This is a genomic window from Ralstonia flaminis, assembly GCF_958415495.1.
GTDB lineage: Bacteria > Pseudomonadota > Gammaproteobacteria > Burkholderiales > Burkholderiaceae > Ralstonia > Ralstonia flaminis.
This window is the reverse complement of sequence record NZ_CATZLL010000001.1, coordinates 277,155-296,144: the sequence shown is the minus strand read 5'-3', so window position 1 is coordinate 296,144 and position 18,990 is coordinate 277,155. Positions and strand designations below refer to the sequence as shown.

The following is an 18,990-nucleotide window of genomic DNA, read 5'->3' as shown; positions in this document are numbered from 1 at the left end:
ACGCAGGCGCTGCGCCACTGTTAAGCCTGAAAACCCGCGATGAGGGCGCGAAGAGCTTGATGCACGGCGTGCCTGTTATGGAAAGAAGACATGGGCTGCCATTAATGACATGGCAGCCAACCCGGCTCCATCGGGGGATTCCCGGTGCCGCGCGCTGGTTTTACAAAGCGCCGCAGATGGCTTCGTTGATGGGCACGTCGCCGACCATCTCATGGTCGTTGCCACGATAGCGGTAGACCAGGCTCAGGCCCAGGCGCGTCAGGATGCGCACGTCACCGTTGTTGCAGATGTTCTTTTGCAGGATCGGCACGAAGTTCAGACGGAAACCCTGCGAAGCAGCTGAGTGCGCCGCGTAGTTGGTCAGCGTGATGAGGAAGACGAGGTTCTTCTTCTGCGCCAGCGTGCATTGCACGAGCGCGGTCTCGCGGTCGAGCGGGATGGGGGTGAAACGGTTGATTTCCGTGCAGGCCTGGGTGAGCGCCCGGTCGGTATTGCGGGCCGGGCCGGTGAGGGCAGGCACGCCGGCTGCAGCGGTGCTGCGGCCGGTGGCGGCGCCGACCAGCATGCGTGCCAGCGGAGTCAACTCCTGCAGGGCAGCCGCTGCGGCCAAGGACTGCGATTGTGCCCACATGGGGCAGGCCAGCAACGGCAGGGCAATCGCCAGGGTGCGCGCAACGCTCGCCCGACCGCTCGTCTGAGGGCAGCGCTGGCGGTCTTTCACATCCAGACCGATCCGAATGGCGGCGTGTTGAGTCACAGACATCCTCTTTGCCCACGGAGCCACAATTTTATTGAAAAAAACGCCGGGATGCGAGGCGCCTAATGCACCCAATCGCACGCAACTTGTCTGCGATCAGGTCCGCACCCGCACCATTGCCGAGATGCGCTCGGCCGCTTCTTGCAACGGTTCGAGAAACTGTTTGGTCATCTGCTTGGCTGACGTACGGTTGGCCTGCCCGCTGATGTTCATGGCAGCGATGATATCGCCCGCCCGATTGCGGATCGGCGCTGACAGCGAGATCAGCCCTTCCTCCAACTCCTGGTCGACCAGCGCCCAGCCCTGTTGGCGCACACCGGCAATGACATCCTTCAATGCATCGACTTCGGTGACGGTGCGTTGCGTGCGCGCGCGGCGGTCGGATTCGCGCAGCACGATGTCAAGCCGATCTTCCGGCAGGCCGGACAGCAGCACGCGCCCCATCGACGTACAGAACGCCGGCAGGCGGCTGCCGACCGCCAGGTTCAGCGCGATGATCTTTTGCGTGGGCACGCGCAGCACGTAGACGATTTCCGTGCCGTCGAGCACCGAGGCGGAGCAGCTCTCGTGCACCGTCTGCACCAGTTCCTCCATCACCGGCTCGGCGAGGTTCCAGAACGGCATCGAGGTGAGATAGGCGAAACCCAGGTCGAGAATCTTGGGCGTGAGCCGGAACAGGCGCCCTTCAAAGCTGACGTAGCCCAGGCTCACCAGCGTGAGCAGGATGCGACGGGCGCCTGCGCGTGTGAGGCCGGTTGCTTCGGCAACTTCGGACAGCGTCTGCTCGGGCCGCTCTGCATTGAATGCGCGGATGACGGACAACCCGCGTGCAAAGGATTGCACGTAGGAATCGCTCGGTTTTTCGGCAGGAAGTTCGGCGGCGGACATGCAGGGATGCGAAAGCGAAGTACTGGCCTCAAGACTACTGACATTCCAAGGGTTTCGCTACTCGAACGCTTGATCGCCATGCGTACGCCTTGACATGGACTGGAGCGCAGGCGTAGATTAGTTCTTGGATCGAACGTGAGTTCGTATATCGAACAAAAAGAGGGCTGGGCTGGACAGCAAAGGCCCGCGTCGATCCAGTCGTCAATCAGGAGACTCGCAGGCCGCGCCTTTGCGGCCCGGCCATTTGCGTGACGGGTGGCCCGCGATGCTTCGAGCGGCGCCAGGCGATCAAAATGCGTGGCGCCCCTGCCGGAGAATGCATGTGATCAACAAGATTTGTCCGTCTGTAGAGGCCGCGCTGGCCGATATTCCTGACGGTGCCACCATCATGATCGGCGGGTTTGGTACCGCTGGCATGCCTGCTGCGCTGATCGACGGGCTGATCGCCCACGGCGCACGCGATCTCACCATCATCAACAACAACGCCGGCAACGGCGAGACGGGCCTTGCCGCGCTGCTCAAGGCGCGCCGCGTGCGCAAGATCGTCTGCTCGTTCCCGCGCCAGGCTGATTCTTACGTGTTCGACGCGCTCTACCGCGCCGGCGAGATCGAGCTGGAACTGGTGCCGCAAGGCAATCTGGCCGAGCGCATCCGCGCTGCAGGTGCCGGTATCGGCGGCTTCTTCTGCCCGACCGCGTACGGCACGCAACTGGCAGAGGGCAAGGAGACGCGCATCATTGACGGCAGGCCGTACGTGTTCGAGTTGCCGCTGACTGCCGACTACGCGCTCATCAAGGCGTTGCGGGCGGACCGCTGGGGCAATCTCGTCTACCGCAAGACCGCGCGCAACTTCGGCCCGGTGATGGCCATGGCGGCCAAATGCACCATTGCGCAAGTCAGCGAGACAGTGGAGCTGGGCGAGTTGGACCCGGAACACATCGTCACGCCGGGCATCTTCGTCAAGCGTGTCGTCCAACTCGGCAGCGCTGCACAAGCCAAGGAGGCCGCATGAGCGCCGAAGCAACCACCCAATTCAAGCGCTGGACACGCGATCAGATCGCCACCCGCGTGGCGCGTGATATTCCTGATGGTTCCATCGTCAACCTCGGTATTGGCCTGCCCACGCTGGTGGCCAACCAGTTGCCTTCCGATCGCGAAATCATCCTGCATACCGAAAACGGCTTGCTCGGCATGGGCCCGGCACCCGCACCCGGCGACGAGGATGAAGACCTTATCAATGCGGGCAAGCAGCCCGTCACCATCCAGCCTGGCGCGTCGTTCTTCCATCACGCCGATTCGTTTGCCATGATGCGAGGCGGCCATCTTGACTACTGCGTGCTCGGCGGCTTCCAGGTGTCGGCCACGGGCGATTTGGCCAACTGGCACACCGGTGCGCCGGACGCGATTCCGGCCGTGGGCGGGGCGATGGATCTGGCCATCGGCGCCAAGCGGGTCTTTGTGATGATGGAACACCAGACCAAGCAGGGCGACAGCAAGATCGTGCAGTCGTGCACGTACCCGCTGACGGGCGTCGGCTGTGTCGATACCATCTACACCGACCTTGCCGTGATCGATATCACGCCTGAGGGGCTGGTGGTGCGTGAGATGGCCGACGGCCTCGATTTCGATACGCTGCAGACGCTGACGGCCGCGCCGCTGCGCCGCGCATAACAATGTAGTTGCTGGAGACAAACCATCATGACCGAAGCCTTTATCTGCGACGCCATCCGCACCCCCATCGGCCGCTACGGCGGCAGCCTGTCCGCCGTGCGTGCGGATGACCTGGGCGCTGTGCCGCTCAAGGCGCTGATGGCGCGCAACCCTCAGGTCGACTGGTCGGCCATCGACGACGTGATTTTCGGCTGCGCCAACCAGGCCGGTGAAGACAATCGCAACGTGGCGCGCATGTCGTCGCTGCTGGCCGGGCTGCCTGACAGCGTGCCGGGTTCGACCATCAACCGCCTGTGCGGCTCGGGCATGGATGCCACCGGCACAGCCGCACGCGCCATCCGCGCCGGTGAGACCTCGCTGATGATCGCCGGCGGCGTGGAGAGCATGAGCCGCGCGCCGTTCGTGATGGGCAAGGCCGCCAGCGCTTTCTCGCGCGATGCTGCCATCTATGACACGACCATCGGCTGGCGCTTCATCAACCCGCTGATGAAGGCGCAGTACGGCGTCGACTCGATGCCCGAGACCGCCGAGAATGTCGCCACCGATTACAACGTCAACCGCGAAGACCAGGACCGCTTTGCGCTACGCAGCCAAGCCAACGCGGCGCGTGCGCAGGAAGACGGCACGCTCGCGCAGGAAATTACCGCGGTGACGATTCCGCAGAAGAAGGGCGACGCCATTGTCGTGAGCCGCGACGAGCATCCGCGTGCGACCACGATGGAAGCGCTTGCCAAGCTCAAGGGCGTGGTGCGTCCGGACGGCACGGTCACCGCCGGCAATGCTTCGGGTGTAAACGACGGCGCTTGCGCGCTGCTGCTCGCCAATGAGGAATCGGCCAAGCGCTTTGGCTTGACACCGCGTGCGCGCATCGTCGGCATGGCCACCGCGGGTGTGCCGCCGCGCGTGATGGGTATTGGCCCGGCGCCGGCCTCGCTGAAGCTGCTCAAACAACTGGGTCTGACGATCGATCAGATGGATGTGATCGAGCTGAACGAAGCGTTTGCCGCGCAAGGGCTGGCTGTCACGCGCCAGCTCGGCTTGCGGGATGACGACCCGCGCGTCAACCCGAATGGTGGCGCCATCGCGCTGGGTCATCCGCTCGGCATGAGCGGTGCGCGTCTGGTGACCACGGCGATGTACCAATTGCATCGCACCGGCGGCCGCTATGCGCTGTGCACGATGTGCATTGGCGTGGGCCAGGGCATTGCGCTGGTGATCGAACGCATTTGATCCGACCATGACCAGCGGATTGTTCGACCGCGCGTTCTCCACGCCGGCCATGCTGGCGGTGTGGTCCGACGGGGCTATCGTGCGCGCGATGCTCGAGGTGGAGGCGGCGCTGGCGCGGGCCGAAGGTGCGGTCGGTGTGATTCCGGTGGAAGCCGTCGCGCCGATTTGCGCGGTATGTGCCAAGGCGAAGCTTGACCTGGAAGCACTGGGCGATGCCGCTGCAAGCGCGGGCAACCTGGCGATCCCGCTGGTCAAGCAATTGACCGCTGCCGTTGCGCAACATGATGAGAATGCCGCGCGCTACGTGCATTGGGGTGCGACTAGCCAGGACATCATCGACACCGGGTTGATGCTGCAGTGGAAGCAATCCGTCGAGCTGATCGATGCGGATCTGCAGAAGCTGGCCGATGGATTGGCCGCGCTGGCACAGCGCCATCGCAATACGCCGATGGTGGCGCGCACATGGTTGCAGCAAGCCTTGCCGACGACGTTTGGGCGCAAGGTCGCCGGTTGGCTGGAAGCGGTACATCGTGCGCAGGATCGCTTTGCGGCGCTGCGTACGCATGTGCCGGTGCTGCAGTTCGGTGGCGCAGCGGGCACGCTTGCCAGTCTGGGGGAGCACGGCCGTGCTGTGGCACAGGCACTGGCGCATGAACTCGATTTGCCGCTGTCCGCGCTGTCGTGGCATGGCGAGCAGGATCGTGTTGCCGACATCGGCGCGACGCTCGCATTGCTGACCGGCACACTCGGCCACTTCGCGCGCGATCTCTCGTTGATGATGCAGACCGAGGTGGGCGAAGTCGCAGAGCCGTCAGGCGCAGGGAAGGGGGGCTCTTCCACCATGCCGCATAAGCGCAATCCGGTTGGGTGCGCGGCGGTATTGGCGGCGGCCACGCGCATGCCCGGATTGGCGAGCACCTTGTTGTCTGCGCTGCCGCAGGAGCACGAACGTGCGCTCGGCGGCTGGCAGGCGCAGTGGGCGACGCTGCGCGAGATGGCATGCCTGGCTGCAGGCGCGCTCGACCGCATGCGCGAGGTCATCGAAGGTTTGCATGTCGACGCGGCACGCATGCGCGCCAACCTGGGGCTGACGCATGGCCTGATTCTCGGTGAAGCCGTGATGCTGGCCCTCGGTGCAGACCTGGGCCGTCTGCAAGCACACCACGTGGTGGAAGCCGCCAGCCGCAGGGCCGTGCAAGACAATCGAACGCTGCGCGATGTACTGGCCGAAGCCCCCGACGTGCTGCGCATCTGGGGCAGCGCCACACCCCAACGGCTCGACGCGCTGCTCGATCCCACGCATTACCTTGGCGATGCGGGTGCCGCCGTCGACCGCGTGCTGGCCGAGCACGCTCGCCGCCACCCCTGATACGACATCTACGGAGACATCATGCCCTGGCTCGAACACGACAACATCCGCCTGTATCACGAGTTTGACGATCCACACGATACGGGCAAGCCGGTGCTGGTGCTGTCCAACTCGCTGGGTACCAACCTCGGCATGTGGGAGCCGCAGCTCGATGCGTTGCGCCAGCATTTCCGTGTGCTGCGCTATGACCAGCGGGGCCACGGCCAAACAAGTGTGCCGGATGCGCCGTTCGGTGTCGCGCAGCTTGGCGGCGATGTGCTCGCACTGCTGGATCACTACGACATTGACCTGGCGCTGTTCTGCGGCCTGTCGATGGGCGGGTTGACCGGCCTGTGGCTGGCTGCGTATCACGGCGAGCGCTTCCCGCGCATGGTGGTGAGCAACACCGCGGCGCTGATCGGTACGCAGCAGAGCTGGAACACGCGCATCGCCCAAGTGGAGCAAGGCGGCATGGCCAGCGTGACCGAAACGGTGCTGGAGCGCTGGTTCACGCAGGGCTATCGCGATGCTGCGCCGGATCGTGTGGACATCGTCAAAGCGATGCTGCTGTCCACGCCAGACGCCGGCTACAACGGCAACTGCGGTGCGATCCGCGACGCAGACCTGCGAGCGCAATTGCCGAACATTCGCGTGCCAATGCTGGTGATTGGCGGCACGCACGATATTTCCACGCCCGCCGCGCAGACCAAGCTCATCGCCGATGGCGTGCCCGGCGCGCAGTACGTGGAGCTTTCCGCCGGGCACCTCGCCAACTGGGAACAGGCCGACGGTTATACCGAAGCGCTGGTCAGCTTCCTCACGACAGGTGTGGCACGTGAGGCTGCCCATGGATGATCGCGAACGCCACGCCGCCGGCATGCAGGTGCGGCGCGCCGTGCTGGGCGATGCCCATGTCGACCGCGCCAACGCCGGGCAGACCGACCTCACTGCACCGTTCCAGGATCTCATCACGCGCTATGCCTGGGGCGAGATCTGGACGCGCCCCGGCTTGCCGCGCCACACACGCAGCCTGTTGACGATCGCCATGATGGTTGCGTTGGGCCGCGACGGCGAGCTGCGCCTGCACCTGCGCGCAGCCGCCAACAACGGCGTCACACGCGACGAGATTCAGGAGACGCTGCTGCAGACCGCCATCTATTGCGGCGTGCCGGCAGCCAACCATGCCTTCCACCTCGCGCAGACCGTGTTTGCCGAGATGGATGCGGAGGCCGCGGACAAGTAGGGCATTTCGTCTCGGGGGAGACACCACGCAACACAGACCGGGCAAACTGGCCGCCGAGCCAGAACAGACCCCAAGGAGGAGGCCCATGCTCAGTGCATTGGGTGTGTTGTTTGACGGGCTGGCCTACGGCAGCCTGCTGTTCCTGATCAGCATCGGCCTGTCGGTCACGATGGGGCTGATGAACTTCATCAATCTTGCGCACGGCGCGTTTGCCATGGCGGGCGGCTATGTGTGCGTGGTGTTGATGAACCGCCTTGGCGTGCCATTCCTGGCGACGCTGCCCATTGCTTTCCTTGTCACCGCAGCCATCGGGTTTGTGCTGGAGCGCACGTTGTACCGGCGGCTCTATCGCGCGAGCCCGCTGGATCAGGTGCTGTTCTCCATTGCGCTCGTGTTTATGGCGATGGCGGGAGCGACCTACGTCTGGGGGCCGGCGCAGCAGCCGGTTGAGTTGCCGGAGGTGCTGCGCGGGCAGCTGAGCGTGTTCGGCAGCGGGTTGGAGGTCGGGCGCTACCGGCTCTTCCTGATCGGCGTAGTGATCGCGCTGACCGTGCTGCTGGCCTGGTTGATCGAGCGCACACGCTTTGGCGCGCAGGTGCGGGCGTCGGTGGACAACCAGCAGGCATCCGCTGGGCTGGGCATCAACGTGAGCCTGGTGTTCTCCGTCACGTTTGCACTGGGCTCCGGGCTGGCGGGACTGGGCGGCGGATTGGGTATCGACGTGCTCGGGCTCGATCCGTCGTTTCCCATCAAGTACATGGTGTATTTCCTGCTCGTGGTTGCGGTGGGTGGCGCTGGCTCCATCAAGGGGACGCTGCTGGCGGCGCTGGTATTGGGCGTGTTCGACGTGGCGGGCAAGTACTACGTGCCGGAAATTGGCGCGTTCGTCATCTACGGGTTGATGGTGGTCTTGCTCGTGCTGTTTCCGAGCGGCCTGCTGGGGAGGCGCGCATGAGCTTGCTGCAGCAAATGATGCGTGCCTCACAGCCCGCCGAGAGCGCACGGGTGCTCGGCTTGCCCGATGCGCGTTGGTCGGCGCTGGAGTTGGCGTTCTGGTGCGTGCCGATCGCCGTGTTCTTTCTCTTTCCGGACTACCTGGTCTTTGGCAGTCAGGTGCTGATCGTGGGGCTGTTTGCGTTGTCACTTGACCTGGTGCTGGGCTACGCGGGCATCGTGTCGCTGGGGCATGCAGGCTTCTTCGGGCTTGGCGCTTATACGGCAGGGCTGCTGGCGGCGCACGGTTGGGGGGAGCCGTTGACGGGGTTGGCCGCTGCCGCCATCGTCGCTGCGCTCGGGGGCTTCTGCGTGAGCTTTCTGGTCGTGCGTGGGCAGGATCTGACGCGGCTGATGGTTACGCTCGGTATCGGCCTGATGCTGTATGAGGCGGCCAACAAGATGGCGTTCCTGACGGGCGGTGTCGACGGGCTCTCGGGCGTGACCATGAGCAACCTGCTCGGCAGCTTCGAGTTCGACCTGACGGGCCGCACGGCTTACGTCTACAGCCTGGTCGTGCTGTTTGTCGTGTTTGTGCTGCTGCGCAGGCTGGTGCGCTCACCATTCGGGTTGTCGCTGCGCGGCATTCAACAGGGGCCGAAACGGATGCCGGCGATTGGCACGAATGTGCGCATGCGCCTGGTGGCGGCGTTTACGGTAAGCGCCGGTATTGCCGGTATTGCCGGTGGGTTGCTCGCGCAGACCACGCAGTTTGTCGGGCTGGATTCGCTGGGTTTCTCGCGCTCGGCAGAGCTGCTGATCATGCTGGTACTGGGCGGAGCGGGCCGGTTGTACGGCGCGCTGATCGGCGCGGCGGTGTTCATGGTGGCGCAGGACGTGCTGTCCGGTATCAATCCGGTCTACTGGCAGTTCTGGATCGGCTTGCTGTTGATGGTGATCGTTCTGTTTGCACGTGGCGGCCTGCTGGGTGGGCTGGAGGCGGCGGTTTCCGGCATCAAGGCCTGGCGTGCGCGCAGAGGAGGTGCTGCATGAACGCGCCGACGATGCATCCCACGCCAACGCTCAGTACACGCGGATTGTCCAAACGCTGGGGCGGCTTTCATGCCAACTCGGAGATCTCGTTGTCATTCGCGCCCGGCGCACGTCACGCGCTGATCGGCCCCAACGGCGCAGGCAAGACGACCTTCATCAATCTGCTGACCGGCGCGTTTGCGCCCACCTCTGGTCAGGTGCTGCTAGGCGAGGAAGACATCACGCGCCTGCCGGCGCACCAGCGCGTCAAGCGCGGCATTACGCGCACGTTCCAGATCAACACGTTATTCCCAGGGCTGACGGTATTGGAATCCGTGATGCTCGCCATCTTCGAGCGCACGGGTGTTGCGTGGCAATGGCATCGCACGGTCGCCGCGCATAAGGAGGCGCGCGACGAGGCCATGGCGCTGCTGTGCCGCCTGCAACTTGGCGCCGATGCGCTGGCGCAAACGCATGCGTTGCCGTATGGCAAACAGCGGCTGGTGGAGATTGCGCTCGCGCTGGCCACGCAGCCGCGCATCCTGTTGCTTGACGAACCTGCCGCCGGCATCCCGGCGGGGGAGAGCGCCGAACTGTTCGAGGTGATCGCCAGCCTGCCGCGCGATATCACCATCCTCTTCATCGAGCACGACATGAACCTCGTCTTTCGCTTTGCCGAGCGGATCAGTGTGCTGGTGGCCGGCCGCGTGCTGACCGAAGGCTCGCCACAGGAGGTCGCCGCCGACCCGCGCGTGCGGGAGGTCTACCTGGGGGAGGCCGAACATGCCTGAGTTGCTGGCGTTTGAGAACGTGACCGCAGGCTATGGCAACGCCATCGTGCTGGACGACGTGTCGTTCACGCTGGACGCGGGTGGCAGCCTTGCGCTGCTGGGCCGCAATGGCGTTGGCAAGACGACGCTGCTGAGTACGTTGATGGGCTTCACACGCCTGCATCGTGGGCGCATCCGCTGGCAAGGCGCAGACATCGGCAAGGTCGCACCGCACCGCCGCGCGCGGGCTGGGCTTGGATGGGTGCCGCAGGAACGGTGGATGTTTCCCTCGCTGACGGTGGAAGAGCACCTGACGGCCGTCGCTCGGCCAGGCACCTGGGATGTGGCGCGCGTCTACAAGACGTTCCCGCGCCTGCAGGAGCGGCGGCGCAATCTCGGCAACCAGCTCTCCGGCGGTGAGCAGCAGATGGTGGCCATCGCCCGTGCTCTGATGACGAACCCTGCGCTGCTGTTGCTTGATGAGCCGATGGAAGGCCTCGCGCCGATCATCGTGCAGGAACTCGGCCGCGCCATCCGTGCGCTGGTGGAAGAGGGCGGCATGGCGGTGATTGTGGTGGAGCAGCATGCACGTCTGGCGCTGGAGTTGACGCAGCGCGCGATGGTGCTCGATCGTGGGCGCATCGTTCACGCATCGAGCAGTGCCGATCTGCTTGCCGACAAGCCGCTGCTGCAGCGGCTTGTGGCGGTCGCCTGAGGCTGGGTAGGGCTTACTTGCCCGGGTCCTTCACGTCGGCAAATTTGTCGAACTCGACGTTGTAGAGCTCGTTGCCGACCTTTTCCACCTTGCGGATATAAACCGTCTGCACCACATCGCGGGTGGCGGGGTCGATGGTGATCGGTCCGCGCGGGCTGTCGATCTTCATGCCCTTGAAGGCAGCCATGGCCTTCTCGCCATCGATCTTGCCGCCCAGCTTGTTGATCACGTCGTAGATCGCGCCGATGCCGTCGTACGCGGCCACCGCCATGAAGTTGGGGCGGCCCGCACCGGGGTTGGCCTCGGCAAAGGCTTTCAGGAAGGTCTTATTCTGCGGCGAGTCGTGCGCCGCCGAGTAGTGGAACGACGTGATCACACCCAGCGTCGAGTCGCCCATCGCCGGCAGTACGTGGTCGTCCGTCAGGTCCCCGGTGGCGATGACCTTGATGCCAGCCTGTGCCAGCCCGCGCTCTCGGAAACCTTTCATGAACGCCACGCCTTGCTCGCCAGCCGGCAGGAAGACGAACACGGCTTGTGGCTTCGTGTCTTTCACGCGCTGGATGAACGGCGCGAACTCGGGGTTGCGCAGCGGCACGCGCACGGCTTCCACGACTTGCCCGCCGCCTGCAGTGAAGGTCTGCTTGAAGGCGTTTTCTGCGTCGATGCCGGGCGCGTAGTCGGCCACCACCGTCGCCACCTGCTTGATGCCGTTCTTCAACGCCCACGAGGCAATCGGCGCGGAGACCTGCGGCAGCGTCATCGACACGCGCGTCACGTAGTCGGATTTGGTGGTGATGGATGACGACGCGGCGTTGAAGATCACCATCGGCTTCTTGGCCTGCTGCGCGATGGGTGTCACGGCCAGCGCTTCCGGCGTGAGGCCGAAGCCAGCCAGGAAGTCGACCTTGTCGCGCACCACCAGCTCCTGCGCCAGACGCTTGGCGACATCCGGTGCGGGGCCGGTCGTGTCCTTCATGATGATCTGCACCTGACGCCCGCCGGCCGTTGTGCCATGAAGCTTCTGATACGCCTTGATGCCGCCTTCCATCTGCTTGCCGTAATCCGCAAAGGTGCCGGAGAAGGGCGCGATCAGGCCGATCTTGATCGGCTCGTCCGCGAAGGCGGGCAACGCACGCATCAACGTACCAGCAATGGCAGTCAACAGCAGCACACGACGTTTCATGAAGGTCTCCAAAGGTTGAGCGGCAAGCGTGGGCCGGAAACTTGGGGCAGTGGCGTCGCCTGCGCGTGGCGACGATCCTAAAGGCTTCGTGTTCGCATTGCAACCGAGTGTTCGTATAGTGAACACACGTCGTAAGGTCGCTACTTGGTGTGTTTGCGCTTGGCCGGTGCGTGACCGGGCTCGCGCCATTCGTCGGCCTCGTCGTTGAACAGCGATGCCACCAGCGCGCGGAACCACTGGCTGCGCGCATCGTTGTGGAACTTGCGGTGCCAGTGCTGCTTCAGGTCGAAGCTGGGCAGTTCCAGCGGCGGCTCCATCACGCGGATGTTGGCGTGCGATTGCATGAACGATAGCCCCACCGCATGCGGCACTGTGGCAATTAAGTCCGTGCGCGCGAGGATGAACGGAATGCTCATGAAGTGCGGCGTGAGCAGAGCTGGTGTACGGCGGATGCGCTTGCGCTCCAGGAAGCGCTCGTACAACTCCTGGCTGCGCCCTTCCGCACGCACGACGGCATGACCGTACTCCAGGAACTGCGCCATCGATAGCTTCGTGTTGCCGCCGCGTGTGACGGGGTGATCTGCCCGCACGATGCAGGTGAAGTAGTGCGTGAACAGCCGCTGCTGGAAGAAGTTGTTCTTCTTCAGGTCGGGAAAATAGCCAACGGCCAGATCGAGTGCGCCGGTCTCCAACGCACGCTCAATCTGCGCCGGCGGCAGCGATACGGACTGCACCGACGCCCCCGGCGCCTCCCGCGCCATCGCCTCGATGATGCGGGGCAGGAACACCATCTCGCCCACGTCCGACAAGGCAATCGAAAACAGGTGCGTGGTGGTGACCGGGTCAAACGCGCTGGTCTCCAGAATGCCCTGCTGCACGCGCGCCAACACATCACGTGCGGCGGGAATGAGGGCGAGCGCACGCGGTGTCGGTTCCATGCCGCGCGAGGTGCGCACGAACAGCGGGTCATCGAACGCCGTGCGCAGCTTGGCCAGCGCCGTGCTCACGCCTGGCTGGCTCATGCCGAGATGCTGCGCAGCCATGCTCACGCTGCGTGCGTCGTGCAATGCCAGCAGGATCGGCAACAGGTTCAGGTCAAAGTCGGGCAGCGTGGACATGGCAATCGCACTATCTGAATGAGCGATAGAGTTTATCGCCGATATTGCATTGTGCGATATCAAGGAGCGCGCCAACAATGCTTGCCAGAACGATTTCAATCCGTCTGGAGACAACCACCATGCGCACCCAGGTCGCCATCATCGGCGCGGGCCCCGCGGGCCTGCTGCTCGGGCAGCTTCTGCATCGCAACGGCATTGATGCCGTCATCCTCGAAACCAGGAGCCGCACGTATGTGGAAGAGCGCATCCGCGCTGGCGTGCTGGAGCAAGGTACGGTCGACATGCTCAATGAAGCCGGTGTGGGTGAACGTATGCGCCGTGAGGGGCTGGTGCACCACGGCATTGATCTGCTGTTCGGCGGTAAGCGGCATCGCGTGGACCTGACGACGATGTCGGGCGGGCGCTCCATCACCGTGTATGGGCAGCACGAGGTGGCGAAGGATCTGATTGCCGCACGCGTGGAGCAGGGCGCGCCGCTGCTCTTCGAGGTGAGCGACGTATCGGTGCACGACATTGAATCGGCCACGCCCTCGGTGCGCTTTGTGCATGACGGTGTGCCGCAGACGCTGCAGTGCGACTACATCGCTGGTTGCGACGGCTTCCACGGCATCTGCCGGCCGGCGATCCCCGCGCAGCGGCAGGCCGTGTTCGAGCGCGTCTACCCGTTTGCGTGGCTGGGCATCCTGGCTGAGGCAGCGCCCGCTGCCGAGGAACTGATCTACGCAAGCCACGACCGCGGCTTCGCGCTGTTCAGCATGCGTTCACCCAAGATCACGCGGCTCTATCTGCAATGCAAGCCCGACGAAAACCTGGCCGAATGGTCCGACGCCCGTATCTGGGATGAACTCCACACGCGCCTGGAAACCAACGACGGCTGGCATCTCAAAGAGGGTGCGATCCTGCAGAAGAGCGTGACGCCGATGCGCAGTTTCGTCTGCGAGACGATGCAGTACGGCCGCCTGTTCCTAGCGGGCGATGCAGCGCATATCGTGCCGCCCACCGGCGCCAAGGGCATGAACTTGGCCGTGGCCGATGTGCGCGTGCTGGCCCAGGCGCTGACTGCGCGTTATCGGCAGAACGATACGACGCAACTGGCCGGCTACTCGGAGCGTTGCCTGCAACGCATCTGGCGTGCGGAGCATTTCTCATGGTGGATGACGTCGATGCTGCATCGCTTCGACGACTACACGCCGTTCATGCAGCGGCTGCAACGCGCAGAGCTGGAGTACGTGACGACCTCGCCGGCAGCGGCGCGCGTGCTGGCCGAAAACTACGTCGGCCTGCCGTTTGTCGATGCGCCGGCGAGGGAGTTGAGCGCTGTGGGGAACGTCAGTCGTTCCAGGGCGGCGTAGTCGTCGGCTTGGACAGCGCAATGCGCGACACCAGCGGGCGGAAGCCCAGGCTGCGAGAGGTGGTGTAGACCTTCTGTGCGTTGGCGGTCTTCAATGCGTAGTCGATCGTGAAGACCGGCAGGCCGCCCGCACAGTGCTTTTGCAACTGTTCAATGGTCCACTTGGTGTCTGCGGCAGGTGGAGCTTGATCACCGCCGGCCGGGTCGCTCCAGGCGACACCTGCGTCGCCGCCAAACCACGTGTCCTCCTGCGAAATGGCATCGAGGTTGGGCAGCAGTTGTGCTGCACCCACGGCATCGATGAGCTCCGGCGCGTTTTGCTGGATCACCGCAAATTGCGGGTTGATCGTGCGGCCCGCCGCCCGGATCTTCGCAATGAAATCGACCATGGCCTTGGCCGGATTCACGCCGGCTTTCTTTGCAGCGGCAACCACTGTCGCGTTGGTGTAGCCCTCCACCCAATCCAGGTAAACGCCGTCAAAGCCTTCGCGTGCGAGTTGTGCCACCGCCCCGTTGGGGCCAAGCCACAGGTCTTGCCAACGCTGGTCCCAATAGGCCACCGGATAGTCGCCGGCCCAACCGTCCGGGTCTGTGGTCAGGATGAAGCTGGGGGTGCCGGGGCCCGTGGGGGTGGGCGGTTTCCAGTCGGTGGTCCAGTAGGTGCGGAAGTCTTCCGCCTGGCCGATGTCGATATACGCGATGACCTTGCGTGGCGAGCCGTCGGCCTTGGCATGCAGTCGCGTGACCATGCCGGCCGTGTTGAACGTCTCTTGGCCCTTGACCGTGTTGCCGGCTTCGACCACGACCATGTCGTACGGCTGCGCATCGAGCGCATTGATCTGTGCATCGGTTTGGAGGTTCTGCAACTGATACATCCACGTTTGTACGCCAGCGAGCGGCGACGCGCTGCTCGCGCCGCACAGGGCGGCAGCTGTGGCTGGAGCGGGAGCCTTGGCGTCGAGGGATGTGGTGGTTGGCGCGGCCATGGCGGATTGAATGGACAGAGAGCTGCCGCCGTCGCCGCCTCCGCCTCCGCCTCCGCCTCCGCAGGCGGAGAGCATGACGGCAGAGCAAACGAGTGTGAGAGAGGTGTTGGACAGGCGCATGGTTGGTCTTGAGAGAGAGGGGGCCTGGTGGAATGCTGCGATCCTGCATGCACGCGCTGCGGCACGCGTGAAACGTTTGCGAAGCGCACGGCGAGCACGCTAGCACAGGCCCCCGTACGAAAGCGGGGAGGCCCCCTGAAAGTTCTTAAGACCTGGTTTCGATTTGCTTGCCCGAGCAGATCACGCAAGCGCACAAGCCCCTGCGGAGGTAGATCAAAGGTTGGCGGCGCTTTCATCGCCACGCAAAGTGCAGCGGTGTATAGTCGGACAGCACTCGACCTTCATGAAAGGGGGCATTTGCGATGGACACTTTGCCGGCGGGCCAATACAAAGGCTTCGACATCTATCCGTTGGCTTTCCAGCACGAGCGTACGGCACGCTGGCCCGAGGCCAGAGAGGACCGCAGCTACAACGCCGCCGTGATGATCTGCAGAGCAGGGGAGTCGCCCGAGCCAGGGCAGACCCAGGTATTTCGCCTGTCGGGGGAGCAGCAGTTCAGCAACGTGGGGGATGCGCGCGTGGCAGCCTTGCGCTTTGCAGAAAGCATCATCGACGGCGAAGTGCCGGACCTGTCGCTGGCAGTTGACAAGGTCTGAAGCGGCACGGCTCCTGTCCGTGATAGAATACCGGGCGAATCCGGCTTGCCGCCGGGCCTGAGGCCCGTGCAGCCGAGTCCAGCACCGGGGTTCCCCCCGCGTCGAGCCGGGCGGCGCGCTATCTGCGACCGCCACCCATTCCTCGCTTGCACTAAACGTACGAAATGAGGCGCGCGCCGTTGGCGGGCGCAACCTGCGTTGGGTGCAACTCGGTACCCCCCAAGCCCGCTGTGCGGGCCGATGATCGCGGCGATACCGTTGCATGCCCAATGAGATTGGGCGTGCGGCGTGGTTCGGGTGGGTCATCACACTATTGCAACCATTGACGCAGCCGTGTGCTGCATACAAAGGAACGAGTTTGGCTAAGGAAGAACTGATTGAATTTGAAGGGGTGGTCTCCGAAGCACTGCCCGACAATCGTTTTCGCGTGCAACTGGAAAACGGCGTGGAAATCTGGGCATATGCCTCGGGCAAGATGCAGAAGCACCGCATCCGTATCCTGGCGGGTGACCGCGTGAAGCTGGAAATGTCGCCGTACGACCTCACCAAGGGTCGTATCAACTATCGACACAAGTAATACGGCAACAAAGCACTAAAGCGCCCAGCAAGACACATAAGAGACCGCGAGCACGCATGGCCCGCGGTTTTTTTCTTTCGCCTGTCCATTAGCGATCGTTAATATTCATGGACGTGTCACCTGGATGGGGTAGTATCTCCCCCGATCGCTGACGGGGGGTAGCACAGTCAGCGATCAACTGAAGTGCAGGGCTTTTCATCTTGTCAAGCCACGCCTCGCCTTCGCAATGTTGGGTGAGCGCGTGCCAGCTGTACCAGTCCTCAAATAAGCGCACGGCCCGCCGATAACCTCGGCTGAGGCTTCCAATCGCGCATTCAATTCGCCGGCCGGGGCGTCCTCTGACGCTCGCACCCGTTCGGTGCTCAGTGTGTCAATCGAGTCACACCACATCGGGATACCGTACAGGTAGGACGGCGCTTGTCCATCGAAATCTGGGCGTAACGTTTTGCGTCCGAGGGAATAGAAATCACAATGTTGGAAACCACAAAAGCAGCACAGGGCATGGCACGCGCGAGCCGGCGCGTCATGATGGGCCTGATGGCAGCAGCAGCGCTGACGGGTCTGGGTATGCAAACTGCCTCGGCGCAAGCTACGCGTCCGAAGGCTCCCATCTACGGCGTCACCCTGGACGACGTCAGCAACATCAACGCGATCGTGGCATCGCTCACGCACCTGCCGTACAAGCCGACCGTGCGCGTGGTGTTCGATCCGGGCACGACGGCCGCTGAGTACTACCCGGCTCTCGTCAAACTCCATGCTGTTGCCTACGTGATGGGCGAGATCATGGACTCGTACTACTTCCCGAGCGATCTGCAAACCTACACAGCCCGTACCAACGAGCTGGTGGGCACGCTGAAGAACGTGGTGGACGTGTGGGAGATTGCCAACGAGATCAATGGCGAATGGCTGCGCCCGGATTCGAGCGGCCCGAACTCGGTTGCAGCACCGGAAGAGCAAGCCATTGGCAACATGGTGGCTGCCGCTCACGATATCGTTAAAGCTGCGGGTGGCCTGACCGCTGTGACGATGTACTACAACGACGACGGCAAGGGCACCAACTGCTACGAGCTGCCGATGGACTCGTGGCGCACCTGGGCGCAGACCTACCTGCCCGCACGCGTGCGTCAAGGTGCTGACTACGCGCTGTTCAGCTACTACCCGTACCAGGATTGCCCAGGCCTGAACCCGACGTGGACGAACGACTTCAAGCTGTTGGAGTCCATCTTCCCGGTGGCGAAGGTCGGCTTTGGCGAGATCGGTACGTCGAGCACGTCGGCGCCGAAATCGGTGCAGCAGAACCTGATCAAGTCGTACTACCCCATGGGTACCGCCACGATGGCTGCCGACCCGCGTTTCATCGGCGGCTACTTCTGGTGGAACTACGTCGAGCAGATGCTGCCGTACAGCAGCAGCTCGTACTGGAGCTTGCTAAACAACACCATCAAGCCGCTGGCAGCACCGCAATAACGAGGGGCTTGTAAGCCTCCGGACCCGAGGGACGGGACACCGCGCCGGACGGGGAAGTGAATCCGGCAACAAAAAACCCGCGTCAGCTCAAGCTGCGCGGGTTTTTTCTATGGCGGTGTGTGGTCAGGCTTGGCCGCGCGAGGCGAGGTAAGCGCGGAATTCGTCAGCGACTTCCTTGTGCTTGAGTGCCAGTTCCACGGTGGCCTTCAGATAGCCCAGCTTGCTGCCGCAGTCATAACGCACGCCCTTGTAGCGATAGGCCAGCACCTGCTCGGCCGACAGCAGCGACTGGATGGCGTCCGTCAATTGCAGTTCGCCGCCTGCGCCGGGCTTGAGGTTGCGAATGTGGTCAAAGATGCGAGGCGTGAGGATGTAACGGCCGACTACACCCAGGTTGGACGGCGCATTCTCCGGTGCCGGCTTCTCGATGATGCCCGACATCTTGATCACGCTGCCGTCTTCTTCCCACGGGCGGCCATCAACCACCCCGTACGAACGGCTCTGCTCGCGGTCGATTTCTTCCACGCCGATCACCGAGCAGTTGTAGTGGTCGTACAGGTCGACCATCTGCTTCATGACAGGCGGGGTGCCGTCCAGCAAGTCGTCCGCCAGGATGACGGCGAAGGGCGCATCGCCGACCAGCTTTTCTGCGCATGCCACTGCATGGCCCAGGCCCAGTGCTTCGGGCTGACGCACGTAGAAGCAGTCCACATGCGACGGCTTGATCGAGCGCACGACTTCCAGCAGCGCAGTCTTCTGCTTGGCTTCGAGTTCAGCTTCCAGTTCGTAGGCCTTGTCGAAGTGGTCTTCGATGGCGCGCTTGCTGCGGCCCGTTACGAAGATCATCTCGGTGATGCCGGCAGCCATGGCTTCTTCCACGGCGTACTGGATCAGGGGCTTGTCCACCACCGGCAGCATTTCCTTCGGGCTGGCCTTGGTGGCCGGCAGGAAGCGGGTTCCCAGACCCGCGACCGGGAAGACGGCTTTGGTAACGCGTTGCATCGT

20 protein-coding genes are annotated in these 18,990 nt (G+C 63.8%); 14 read left to right on the top strand and 6 right to left on the bottom strand.

All coding sequences use genetic code 11. The features are described 5' to 3' along the window. Positions 1-160: 160 nt before the first annotated feature. Positions 161-763 (bottom strand): hypothetical protein, encoded by a 603-nt coding sequence (locus R2N11_RS01390; RefSeq protein ID WP_199030181.1) that lies wholly within the window; start codon positions 761-763, stop codon positions 161-163. A 90-nt stretch (positions 764-853) separates the two neighbouring features. Further along, complete coding sequence (locus R2N11_RS01385; RefSeq protein WP_316679860.1) at positions 854-1,645, bottom strand: IclR family transcriptional regulator; 792 nt, start codon at positions 1,643-1,645, stop codon at positions 854-856. A gap of 322 nt (positions 1,646-1,967) precedes the next feature. On the opposite strand from R2N11_RS01385, the gene R2N11_RS01380 reads away from it, so the two are divergent. The 10 genes from R2N11_RS01380 (at position 1,968) to R2N11_RS01335 (ending at position 10,587) form a co-directional block, all read left to right on the top strand. Continuing rightward, positions 1,968-2,657, top strand: a complete 690-nt coding sequence (locus R2N11_RS01380; RefSeq protein WP_199030183.1) for a 3-oxoacid CoA-transferase subunit A — start codon at positions 1,968-1,970, stop codon at positions 2,655-2,657. Beyond that, positions 2,654-3,316, top strand: a complete 663-nt coding sequence (locus R2N11_RS01375) for a CoA transferase subunit B (RefSeq protein ID WP_199030184.1) — start codon at positions 2,654-2,656, stop codon at positions 3,314-3,316. The genes R2N11_RS01380 and R2N11_RS01375 overlap by 4 nt, the downstream gene beginning before the upstream one ends. Positions 3,317-3,343: 27 nt before the next feature. Next, positions 3,344-4,546, top strand: a complete 1,203-nt coding sequence (pcaF, locus tag R2N11_RS01370; protein WP_316679859.1) for a 3-oxoadipyl-CoA thiolase — start codon at positions 3,344-3,346, stop codon at positions 4,544-4,546. 7 nt (positions 4,547-4,553) lie between these two features. Further along, positions 4,554-5,915 carry a 3-carboxy-cis,cis-muconate cycloisomerase gene (locus tag R2N11_RS01365; protein ID WP_199030186.1) on the top strand — a complete coding sequence of 454 codons (1,362 nt, stop codon included), beginning with the start codon at positions 4,554-4,556 and terminating at the stop codon, positions 5,913-5,915. A 21-nt stretch (positions 5,916-5,936) separates the two neighbouring features. Next, a complete protein-coding gene (gene pcaD / locus R2N11_RS01360; protein WP_316679858.1) occupies positions 5,937-6,749 on the top strand; it encodes a 3-oxoadipate enol-lactonase in 813 nt (270 codons plus the stop codon). Continuing rightward, positions 6,742-7,137, top strand: coding sequence for a 4-carboxymuconolactone decarboxylase (pcaC, locus tag R2N11_RS01355; protein ID WP_199030188.1), 396 nt, complete (start codon positions 6,742-6,744; stop codon positions 7,135-7,137). Before pcaD ends, pcaC begins: the two co-directional genes overlap by 8 nt. A gap of 85 nt (positions 7,138-7,222) precedes the next feature. Beyond that, positions 7,223-8,092, top strand: a complete 870-nt coding sequence (locus tag R2N11_RS01350) for a branched-chain amino acid ABC transporter permease (RefSeq protein WP_199030189.1) — start codon at positions 7,223-7,225, stop codon at positions 8,090-8,092. Then, positions 8,089-9,123, top strand: coding sequence for a branched-chain amino acid ABC transporter permease (locus R2N11_RS01345; protein WP_316679857.1), 1,035 nt, complete (start codon positions 8,089-8,091; stop codon positions 9,121-9,123). Before R2N11_RS01350 ends, R2N11_RS01345 begins: the two co-directional genes overlap by 4 nt. Next, complete coding sequence (locus tag R2N11_RS01340; protein ID WP_316679856.1) at positions 9,120-9,893, top strand: ABC transporter ATP-binding protein; 774 nt, start codon at positions 9,120-9,122, stop codon at positions 9,891-9,893. The genes R2N11_RS01345 and R2N11_RS01340 overlap by 4 nt, the downstream gene beginning before the upstream one ends. Next, the gene (locus R2N11_RS01335) at positions 9,886-10,587 is read left to right on the top strand and encodes an ABC transporter ATP-binding protein (RefSeq protein WP_316679855.1); all 702 of its coding nucleotides are present in this window, start codon (positions 9,886-9,888) and stop codon (positions 10,585-10,587) included. Before R2N11_RS01340 ends, R2N11_RS01335 begins: the two co-directional genes overlap by 8 nt. A gap of 13 nt (positions 10,588-10,600) precedes the next feature. On the opposite strand, the gene R2N11_RS01330 is transcribed toward R2N11_RS01335, so the two are convergent. Continuing rightward, positions 10,601-11,770: an ABC transporter substrate-binding protein gene (locus tag R2N11_RS01330; protein ID WP_199030193.1), complete on the bottom strand. Its 1,170-nt coding sequence runs from the start codon at positions 11,768-11,770 to the stop codon at positions 10,601-10,603. 140 nt (positions 11,771-11,910) lie between these two features. After that, on the bottom strand, positions 11,911-12,888 hold the full coding sequence (locus R2N11_RS01325) for a LysR family transcriptional regulator (RefSeq protein ID WP_199030194.1): 978 nt from the start codon (positions 12,886-12,888) through the stop codon (positions 11,911-11,913). Positions 12,889-13,007: 119 nt separating this feature from the next. On the opposite strand from R2N11_RS01325, the gene pobA reads away from it, so the two are divergent. After that, positions 13,008-14,240 carry a 4-hydroxybenzoate 3-monooxygenase gene (pobA, locus tag R2N11_RS01320; protein ID WP_316679854.1) on the top strand — a complete coding sequence of 411 codons (1,233 nt, stop codon included), beginning with the start codon at positions 13,008-13,010 and terminating at the stop codon, positions 14,238-14,240. On the opposite strand, the gene R2N11_RS01315 is transcribed toward pobA, so the two are convergent. After that, positions 14,218-15,345: a glycoside hydrolase family 191 protein gene (locus R2N11_RS01315; protein WP_316679853.1), complete on the bottom strand. Its 1,128-nt coding sequence runs from the start codon at positions 15,343-15,345 to the stop codon at positions 14,218-14,220. The two genes, pobA and R2N11_RS01315, sit on opposite strands and share 23 nt — an antisense overlap. Positions 15,346-15,647: 302 nt before the next feature. On the opposite strand from R2N11_RS01315, the gene R2N11_RS01310 reads away from it, so the two are divergent. The 3 genes from R2N11_RS01310 to R2N11_RS01300 all read left to right on the top strand — a co-directional run bounded on the left by R2N11_RS01310 (position 15,648) and on the right by R2N11_RS01300 (position 17,985). After that, positions 15,648-15,941 (top strand): hypothetical protein, encoded by a 294-nt coding sequence (locus R2N11_RS01310; RefSeq protein ID WP_199030197.1) that lies wholly within the window; start codon positions 15,648-15,650, stop codon positions 15,939-15,941. A gap of 358 nt (positions 15,942-16,299) precedes the next feature. Then, a complete protein-coding gene (gene infA, locus R2N11_RS01305; RefSeq protein ID WP_004631109.1) occupies positions 16,300-16,518 on the top strand; it encodes a translation initiation factor IF-1 in 219 nt (72 codons plus the stop codon). Between the two features lie 471 nt (positions 16,519-16,989). Beyond that, positions 16,990-17,985: a hypothetical protein gene (locus tag R2N11_RS01300; RefSeq protein ID WP_199030198.1), complete on the top strand. Its 996-nt coding sequence runs from the start codon at positions 16,990-16,992 to the stop codon at positions 17,983-17,985. Between the two features lie 123 nt (positions 17,986-18,108). On the opposite strand, the gene galU is transcribed toward R2N11_RS01300, so the two are convergent. After that, positions 18,109-18,987, bottom strand: coding sequence for a UTP--glucose-1-phosphate uridylyltransferase GalU (galU, locus tag R2N11_RS01295; protein ID WP_199030199.1), 879 nt, complete (start codon positions 18,985-18,987; stop codon positions 18,109-18,111). Positions 18,988-18,990: the final 3 nt, after the last annotated feature.